Below are 8,568 nucleotides of genomic sequence, written 5' to 3'. Positions count from 1 at the left end.
TGTGAATCGAGAGTGGTGCAACATTTCGGCAACCCGCGGCTTCTAGGGTGGCTACAGGTGCTGTGGAGTGAGGTGGGACGTGGACCTGGACACGATTCGGGAGGTGGTGGTGGCACGGGAGCGGGCCGACCTGGTCGGCCTGGGACAGACCTGTGCCGTGTTGGCGGGGGGTACGTACCTGTTCTCGGAGCCGCAGGTGCGGTTGGCGCGGCTGATCGATATCACCGGGTTGGGGTGGCCCGCTCTGCTCGAGACCTCCGATGGGTTGGAGATCGCCGCGACCTGCACGCTGGCCGAATTCGCCGGTGCGACGCGCGGGCGGGAGATCGGGCAGGCGGTACTGCGCGAGGACTGGCCGGGCACGACCCTGTTCGCCCAGGGCTGCCGCGCGCTGCTGGCCTCGCACAAGATCTGGCGGAGCGCGACGGTCGGCGGGAACATCTGCCTGTCGCTGCCCGCGGGCGGGGTGCTCGCCGCGCTGACGGCCCTGGACGCGGTCGCGCTGATCTGGTCCCCGGACGGAACCGATCGCCGGATTCCGCTGCGCGATTTCGTTCTCGAAGCAGAGAGTAATGTGCTCGCGCCCGGGGAGATACTGCGTTCGTTGCACGTGCCGACGCGAACACTGCGTGCCCGCACCGCGTTTCGTAAGATCGCACTCGCGCCGTTCGGCCGTTCCGGCGCGGTGGTGATGGGCAGGCGCGAAGCCGACGACCGTACGGCGATCACGATCACCGCGGCCACCACCCGCCCCGTCGTCCTGGATTTCCCGGCGCCACCCGATCCGGACCGGGTCGCCACCGCCGTCGCCGACCTCGATTCGGCGCTGTGGTTCGACGATCCGCACGGTGCCCCGGATTGGCGTCGTCACGTCACCGGTGTCCTCGCCCGTGAAGTCGCGGACGAATTGCGCACGGACGGGAGTGGGACATGAGCTTCTACAGGCGCGGTCCAGCGGGTGAAGTCGGTGAGCGGCAATGAGATTCGAAGTCGACGGCGACATGTTCGAGGTACAGCCGCGTCCCGGCCAGTGCTTGCGCACGCTGCTGCGCGAACAGGGGCGCTTCGCGGTCAAGAAGGGGTGCGACACCGGTGATTGCGGCGCCTGCTCGGTCCAACTCGACGGACAGACGGTGCACTCCTGTGTCGTTCCCGCCTATCGCGCGGCGGACCGCGTCGTCACCACGGCGGCGGGGCTCGGCAGCGTCGCCGATCCGCATCCGGTGCAGCAGCGGTTCATCGACAGCGCGGCGTTCCAATGCGGTTTCTGCACCGCCGGAATGGTGGTGACGGCCGCCGGACTCGGCTGCGGCACCGCGGATTCCGCACCGGAGTCCGGGGAGCTTTCCGAACTGATGAAAGGCAACCTGTGCCGGTGCACGGGGTACCGAGCCATCCGCGAGGCGTTGACCGCGGAGGGTGACCCGGGTGCGGGATCGGTCGCAGCCCATCGGTGCCCTGCTGAGGCACGACCGACTCCCGCGGCCAGGCCGCTCGTCGATTCGGTACGGGACATGATCGGTGAGCCGAGCGCTCGAGCATCGGCGGCCGACGCGGGTTCCGGTGCCGGACTGCGGCCCGGACCCGGTGCCACCACCACGTGGGGCGGTGCGGGAACCGGGGTCGGGGCGCCTGCGGGCCCCCGGATCGTCACCGGCACCGAACCGTTCACCTTCGACGTCCTGCCGCCACGTGACGGTACGTCGCCGACGCCGGGAACCGAGACTTCCTTCGACCCGACCTCCGTCGCGCCACCCACCGCACCCTTGCACATCGCGGTGGCGGTGAGTCCGCACGCGCATGCGCGCATCGTCTCCATCGACACTTCGGCGGCGGAGGCGGTGCCCGGCGTGCACGCCGTGCTCACCTACGCGGACGCACCGGATATCGCCTTCTCGACCGCGCGTCACGAGTTGCGTACCGACGACCCGGACGACACCTACGTCCTCGATCGGACGGTGCGGTTCGTCGGTCAGCGTGTCGCGGCGGTCGTCGCCGAGACATTGGGTGCGGCAAAGGCGGCCTCTCGCCTGCTGCGGATCGAATACGACCTGCTGCCCGCCGTTTTCGATCCGGCGGACGCGCTGGCCGACCGGGCTCCGAAATTGCACGGCGGCAAACCGGTTTCGGCGCGGATCGCCGATCCGGACCGCAACCTGGTGGCCGAATTGCACGGCGAGGTGGGTGATATCGCCGCCGGTCTGCGTGCGGGAGCGAAAGTGGTTCGGGGCGTGTGGCATTCGCCGCGCGGACAGCACGTCCACCTCGAAACGCACGGCGGTATCGGCTGGTTGGACGCCGACGGCAGGCTCGTCATCCGGTGCAGTACCCAGGTGCCGTTCCTGGTGCGTGACGAACTCTCCGTCCTCTTCGGGCTGGCTCGTGATCGGGTGCGGGTCTTCGCGACCCGCGTCGGCGGCGGGTTCGGGGCGAAACAGGAGATGCTGGCCGAGGATCTGATCGCGTTGGCGGTGCTGCGCACCGGTCGGCCGGTGCAGTACGAATTCACGCGCTCGGACGAATTCGTCTCCGCGACCTCACGGCATCCGATGCGGGTGGCGGTGACGGCGGGCGCGGACACCGACGGCATTCTGACGGCGCTGGCGATCGACGTGCTCGCCGACGCGGGCGCCTACGGCAATCACAGCGCGGGCGTGATGTTCCACGGCGTGGGGGAATCGGTCGAGGTGTATCGCTGCGCGAACAAGCGGGTCGACGCGCGCTCGGTGTACACCAACAACATTCCCTCCGGCGCGTTCCGCGGCTACGGACTCGGGCAGATCATCTTCGGGGTGGAATCGGCGCTCGACGAACTGGCGGCGGAACTCGGTATCGATCCGTTCGAATTGCGTCGCCGCAACGTGGTCGTACCCGGTGATCGGTTCGTCGGCGCCGCCGTGGACGACGGCGATCTGGTCTTCGGCAGCTACGGACTCGATCAGTGCATCGACCTGGCCGAACAAGCGCTGCACCGGGGTAACGGGGTGTCCGCGCCCGGTCCGGACTGGCGGGTCGGGACCGGGATGGCGCTGGCGATGATCGCCACCATCCCGCCGCGCGGTCATCGCTCCGAGGCGATCGCCACGCTGCGCGCCGACGGTCGCTACGAGATCAGGGTCGGCACAGCGGAATTCGGTAACGGCACCACCACCGTGCACGCCCAGTTGGCCGCGACCGCGCTCGGCGCCGATGTGCGACGCATCGTCATCAGGCAGTCCGACACCGATCTGGTCGGCCACGACACCGGCGCCTTCGGTTCGACCGGCATCGTGGTGGCGGGCAAAGCGTCCTACGCGGCGGCCCTTGCCTTACGCGCGCGCATGCTCGATCGCGCCGCCAAACTGACCGGCACCGTGCCGGGCGAAGGCGAACTCGAGTCGGAAGGGGTGCGCTGCGGTGACACCCTCGTCACCGTCGCCGAACTGCTGGCCGAAGGCGAGCTCAGCGCCACCGGTGAGCACGCGGGCAGCCCGCGTTCGGTGAGTTTCAATGTGCACGCCTTCCGCGTGGCGGTGCGGCCGGAGACGGGATCGGTGCGCATCCTCCAGTCGGTCCAGGCCGTCGACGCGGGCACGGTACTCAACCCGGTGCAGTGCCGAGGTCAGGTGGAAGGCGGTGTGGCCCAGGCCATCGGCACCGCGTTGTACGAGGATATGCGCAGCGTCGAGGGTGTGGTCACCACCAGCACGCTGCGGCACTATCACATCCCGCAATTCGGCGATGTGCCGACGACCGAGGTGTATTTCGCCGAAACCAGTGACGACCTGGGCCCACTCGGCGCGAAATCGATGAGCGAATCGCCCTACAACCCGGTTGCCCCCGCATTGGCGAACGCGATCAAGGATGCTGTCGGTATCCGGCCGGACCGGTTGCCGATGACGGCGGACCGGATCTGGCGCGCTTTGCAGGAAGGAGACCGAGGGTGACTTCCACCCGGTTGCCGGAGCACATCCTGGCCCGGTTCGACGCGGTACTCGACCAGGTCGACGCGCGATTGCGTGCCGGGTACCCGGGACCGGACGGTCGCGCCCAGCCGATCCACACCGTCTACGTACCGGCCGACCGGATCACTCCGTCGACGCCGCTGGACTGGGGTGCGTCCGCCGTGACCCTGCTCGACCGGCACCGCGACCTGCTGTCGGAACGGGACGGCACCGAGTCGCTCGACGCGGTGCGGGCCAGGCTGCTCGGTGATCCGGTGCAGGATCTGCGCATCGATTTCGAGGACGGCTACGGTTTCCGCGACGACGCGCAGGAGGACGCCGCCGCGACCGCGGCGGGCGAGATCATCGCCGGATGGGCGTCGGCGGGCGGTCCCGCCGGATTCGGTATCAGGATCAAGGGGTTGTCCGGCGCCGAACGCGGCCGCGCGCTGCGCACCCTGGAACTGGTGCTGGAGGCCATGGGCGGGGTACCGGACGGATTCGTGTTCACGGTGCCCAAGATCCGTGCCGTCGAACAGGTTTCGGCGTTGGTCGCCCTGTGCGACGGCTTCGAGACCGGTTTCGGTCTCCGCGAGGGCACGCTGCGATTCGAATTGCAGATCGAGAGCCCGCAGGCGATCGTCGCCTCCGACGGCACCGCGCCGATCGCGCGCATGCTCACCGCCGCCGAGCGACGGTGCAGCGCGCTGCATTTCGGCACCTACGACTACACGGCCGCCTGTGGAATCGCCGCGACCGACCAGGCGCTCGACCATCCGGCCGCCGACCACGCCAAGGCGGTGATGCAGGTGGCGGCCGCGCAGACCGGGGTGTGGATCTGCGACGGGTCGACCCAGATCGTTCCCGACACCGAACCGGAAAACGCGCTGCTCAACCATCATCGGCTCGTCGGCCAGGCGCTGCGGCGCGGCTACTACCAGGGCTGGGATATGCATCCCGGTCACCTGGTCACCCGCTGGCTGGCGACCTACGACTTCTTCCGACAGGCCGTCGACGTCGCCGTTCCGCGTCTGCTGGCCTATCTGGATCGCCGCTCCGGCGGCGTGATCGACGAACCCGCGACCGCCGAAGCACTGGCCGCGACGGTACTGCGCGCCGTGCACAGCGGGGCGCGCACCGAAGACGAATTACGGATCACGGCCCCCGAATTGAGCCCGGCCGTGCTGCGGGCTCTCGTCGCGCGCGAGCCGATCCCGCACGATCCCCGATGACGGCTCGATCGACGACGACCGCAGCACAGGAGGCATGGTGAACGAACTGATCGGCGATGAGGATTTCACGCTGTTCCCGGACCTGGCCGTCCGCCCCCTCGGCGGTTCGGTGATCTGGGCGAACGACGAATCCTTCGCGGAGAAGGAGAATTTGATCAATCCGGGACCGTCGGAGTATCAGCCGTCGACCTTCGGACACAAAGGCCAGATCTACGACGGCTGGGAAACCCGCAGGCATCGCGGCGAACCCGGCGACGACAGCGCGATCGTCCGTCTCGGGGTGCCGGGAGTGATCCGGGGCATCGTGGTCGACACCGCCTGGTTCACCGGCAACTATCCGCCCGCTGTCTCGGTGTCGGCGCTGGAGATCGCGGGCTATCCGCCCGCCGAGTCGATCGCCGAGCGCACCGACTGGGTGAGTTTGATCGACCGGGCCCAGGTCAAGGGCGACAGCCGCAACCCGTTCCCGGTCACCGACGAGAACCGTTGGACCCATGTGAAACTCACCATGCATCCGGACGGCGGCGTCGCGCGGCTACGGGTACACGGTGAGGGCAGGCCGGATCGGGAACTGCTCGGACTCGGCCCGCTCGACCTGGCCGCGCTGGAGAACGGCGCGCTGGTACTGGACTGCTCGAATCGCTTCTACAGCTCACCGAATCAGCTGCTCTATCCCGGTCTGGCCCGGAAGATGGGCGACGGCTGGGAGACCGCGCGCCGCCGCGACGACGGCAACGACTGGGTGCGCATCCGCCTGGCCGGACCCGGACTGGTCCGGCTCGCCGAGATCGACACCTCCTATTTCCTCGGTAACAGTCCCGGCTCGGCCAGGCTGACCGGCCGCACCACCGACGGCACCGAGGTGGAACTGCTGCCGCGCACCCCGCTGCTGCCCGACACCAGACATCGTTTCGCGGTGACGCCGATGGCGGCCTCGGTCGAGGAGGTCCGGCTCGACGTCTATCCCGACGGCGGACTTGCCCGCCTTCGGCTGTTCGGGGAGTTCGGCGGATGACCGCCGATCGCGACCTCATCGGCTACGGCCGCACACCACCGGACCCGAAATGGCCGGGCGGCGCGCGCATCGCGGTGCAATTCGTCCTCAATTACGAGGAGGGCGGGGAGAACAATGTCCTGTACGGGGACGCCCATTCGGAGACGTTCCTCTCGGAGATGACTCCGGCCGAGGCATTTCCCGATCGCCACATGAGTATGGAATCGCTCTACGAATACGGTTCGCGAGCCGGGCTGTGGCGGGTATTGCGGGCATTCGAACGGCGCGGTCTTCCGCTGACAATATTCGCCGTGGCACAGGCGATGCGGGCCAATCCGGAGGCGGTCGCCGCCTTTCGGGAACTCGGACACGAAATCGCGAGCCACGGATTGCGCTGGAAGAGTTATCAGTCGATCGATCGCGAAACCGAACGCGCGCATATGGCCGAAGCGGTGCGGCTGCTCACCGAGTTGACCGGTTCGCGTCCACTGGGCTGGTACACCGGGCGGGACTCACCGAACACCCGCGAACTCGTCGTCGAACACGGCGGTTTCGTCTACGACTCCGATTCCTACGCCGACGACCTGCCGTACTGGGTCACCGTGCGCGGCACCGACCACCTGGTGGTGCCCTACACACTCGACACGAACGATATGCGTTTCGCCTCCCCGGCGGGCTTCCCGTCCGGCGAGCAGTTCTTCGCACACCTCCGCGACGCGTTCGACGTGCTGTATCGCGAGGGCACCGAAGGCAGCCCGAAGATGCTCTCGGTCGGATTGCACTGCCGCCTGGTCGGCAGGCCCGCCCGTATCGCGGCCCTGGAACGGTTCCTCGATCACGTTCAAACGCACGAGCGGGTGTGGATAACCCGACGCATCGATATCGCCGAACACTGGCGCGCGACGCATCCGCCCGCTCTCAGTTCCCGCAACGGGTTGTCGGCGGCGGGTAACTGAGGCTGCGATCGTGTCCGGTCCCGTCGTGGACGGGACCGGACACCGGATCAAGCGAACAGTCCGCGCACGAACGGGATCGAATCCACCAGTGAGGCGTTGACGGTCCCGTCGTGATCCTCGGGATAGGTGTGCAGCGTGAGCGGTTGCCCACCCGCTTCCAGGCGCGCGGCGAACAGCAGGGTCGCCGGGGTGATCACATCGGTGTCGCGCAGACCTTGGCCGAGGAACAACGGCCGGTCGTACCCGGATTCGGGCAGGCCCATGGTCCGGGTGAGGACGCCGAGCAGATCCGGCACCTGTGAGAGCGGGCGCGCGAACTGATCGCCGACGACCACGTTGTTCGCGGCGAGTTCGTCACCGAACGGGTCGATGCATTCCGTCCGCGCCCGTGCCAGCCATCGCCTGCCGGATTCGGTCAGATACGACTCGATACCCAGTTCGGGATAGGTGACGGCCAACCCGTTGAGTATGTAGAAGACGTAGGCGGTCGTGTGCGCGCCCAGTTCGATCGGCGGCACGCCGGGGCCGAGCGGCAACAGGATGTTCTCGATATAGGCGGGCACCCCGGTGCCGACCGCGCCGCGATAGTCGAGTTCCGGCCCGCCGAATTCGGTGGCGTAGCGGGCCGTGTACACGGCGGCGCCGCCACCCTGCGACTGACCGACCACCGCCCATTTCCTCGACAGTGTCGGGAAACGTTTCGTCGCCGCCGCGACCGCGTCGACCACGTTGTGCGCCTCGACCGTGCCGTTCAGATACGGATGCTCACCCGGTGTGCCGAGTCCGGCGTAATCGGCCGCCACGATCGCGTACCCCTGATCCAGCCAGGTCCCGAGATAGGCCCAATCGCGTTCGACGGCGGCGGGACCGGCGACGCTGTAGGCGCAATCGTCACCCAACCCGACGGTGCCGTGCGCCCACGCGATCACCGGCCAACCGCCCGCGGGCGGTTCACCGGGCGGGAAGTACACCGCTGCGCTCGCGGTCGTCGGCTGGTCACGCACGGTGGTCGAGCTGTACAGGATGCGAGTCGAGTCGTGTGAGCCCGGCAGGGTCGCGGCGGCGGAAAGCGGTTCCACGGACAGGACGGTTCCGGTCGCGACGGGTTCCGCGTTCGCGACGGGCAGACTCAGCAGAACTATGATTATGGCGGCCGGGGCCGCGTGTCCGCGGCCCCCTTTGTCTCGCGTCCGAGCGGTCGAGACTCGCGCCTTCGGCGCATGCGCTTCGACCGCTCGGACGCGAGACGGGCCGCGGACGGGCGCTCGTAAGGCTCGCGCCTTCGGTGCGTGTGCTTCGACCGTTCGGGCGTGAGACGGGCTGCGCGGGAGCGCTCGTAAGGCTCGCGCCGTGGTGCGCGGAAGCGCTCGTAAGGCTCGCGCCGTGGTGCGCGGAAGCGCTCGTAAGGCTCGCGCCGTGGTGCGCGGGAGCGCTCGTAAGGCTCGCGCCGTGGGGGGTGGGGG

At 68.5% G+C, this 8,568-nt stretch carries 6 protein-coding genes; 5 read left to right on the top strand and 1 reads right to left on the bottom strand.

Annotated elements, in window-relative coordinates; translation table 11 throughout:
* Positions 1–79: 79 nt before the first annotated feature.
* The 5 genes from JZ792_RS39985 to puuE are packed head-to-tail and all read left to right on the top strand — an operon-like array spanning position 80 to position 7,105.
* Entirely contained in the window at positions 80–934 is an 855-nt protein-coding gene (locus JZ792_RS39985) for an FAD binding domain-containing protein (RefSeq protein WP_216918094.1), read from the top strand.
* A gap of 43 nt (positions 935–977) precedes the next feature.
* The gene (locus tag JZ792_RS39980) at positions 978–3,926 is read left to right on the top strand and encodes a molybdopterin-dependent oxidoreductase (protein WP_216918092.1); all 2,949 of its coding nucleotides are present in this window, start codon (positions 978–980) and stop codon (positions 3,924–3,926) included.
* Complete coding sequence (locus JZ792_RS39975; protein WP_216918091.1) at positions 3,923–5,155, top strand: DUF6986 family protein; 1,233 nt, start codon at positions 3,923–3,925, stop codon at positions 5,153–5,155. Before JZ792_RS39980 ends, JZ792_RS39975 begins: the two co-directional genes overlap by 4 nt.
* Before the next feature lie 46 nt (positions 5,156–5,201).
* Positions 5,202–6,170, top strand: a complete 969-nt coding sequence (alc, locus tag JZ792_RS39970) for an allantoicase (RefSeq protein ID WP_254191027.1) — start codon at positions 5,202–5,204, stop codon at positions 6,168–6,170.
* Positions 6,167–7,105 carry an allantoinase PuuE gene (gene puuE, locus JZ792_RS39965; protein ID WP_216918089.1) on the top strand — a complete coding sequence of 313 codons (939 nt, stop codon included), beginning with the start codon at positions 6,167–6,169 and terminating at the stop codon, positions 7,103–7,105. The genes alc and puuE overlap by 4 nt, the downstream gene beginning before the upstream one ends.
* A gap of 47 nt (positions 7,106–7,152) precedes the next feature.
* On the opposite strand, the gene JZ792_RS39960 is transcribed toward puuE, so the two are convergent.
* The gene (locus JZ792_RS39960) at positions 7,153–8,253 is read right to left on the bottom strand and encodes an alpha/beta hydrolase (protein ID WP_216918093.1); all 1,101 of its coding nucleotides are present in this window, start codon (positions 8,251–8,253) and stop codon (positions 7,153–7,155) included.
* Between the last annotated feature and the right edge of the window lie 315 nt (positions 8,254–8,568).

The sequence above is a fragment of the Nocardia noduli genome, assembly GCF_019038455.1.
Classification (GTDB): domain Bacteria; phylum Actinomycetota; class Actinomycetes; order Mycobacteriales; family Mycobacteriaceae; genus Nocardia; species Nocardia noduli.
This window is presented reverse-complemented; position numbering and strand designations above follow the sequence as displayed.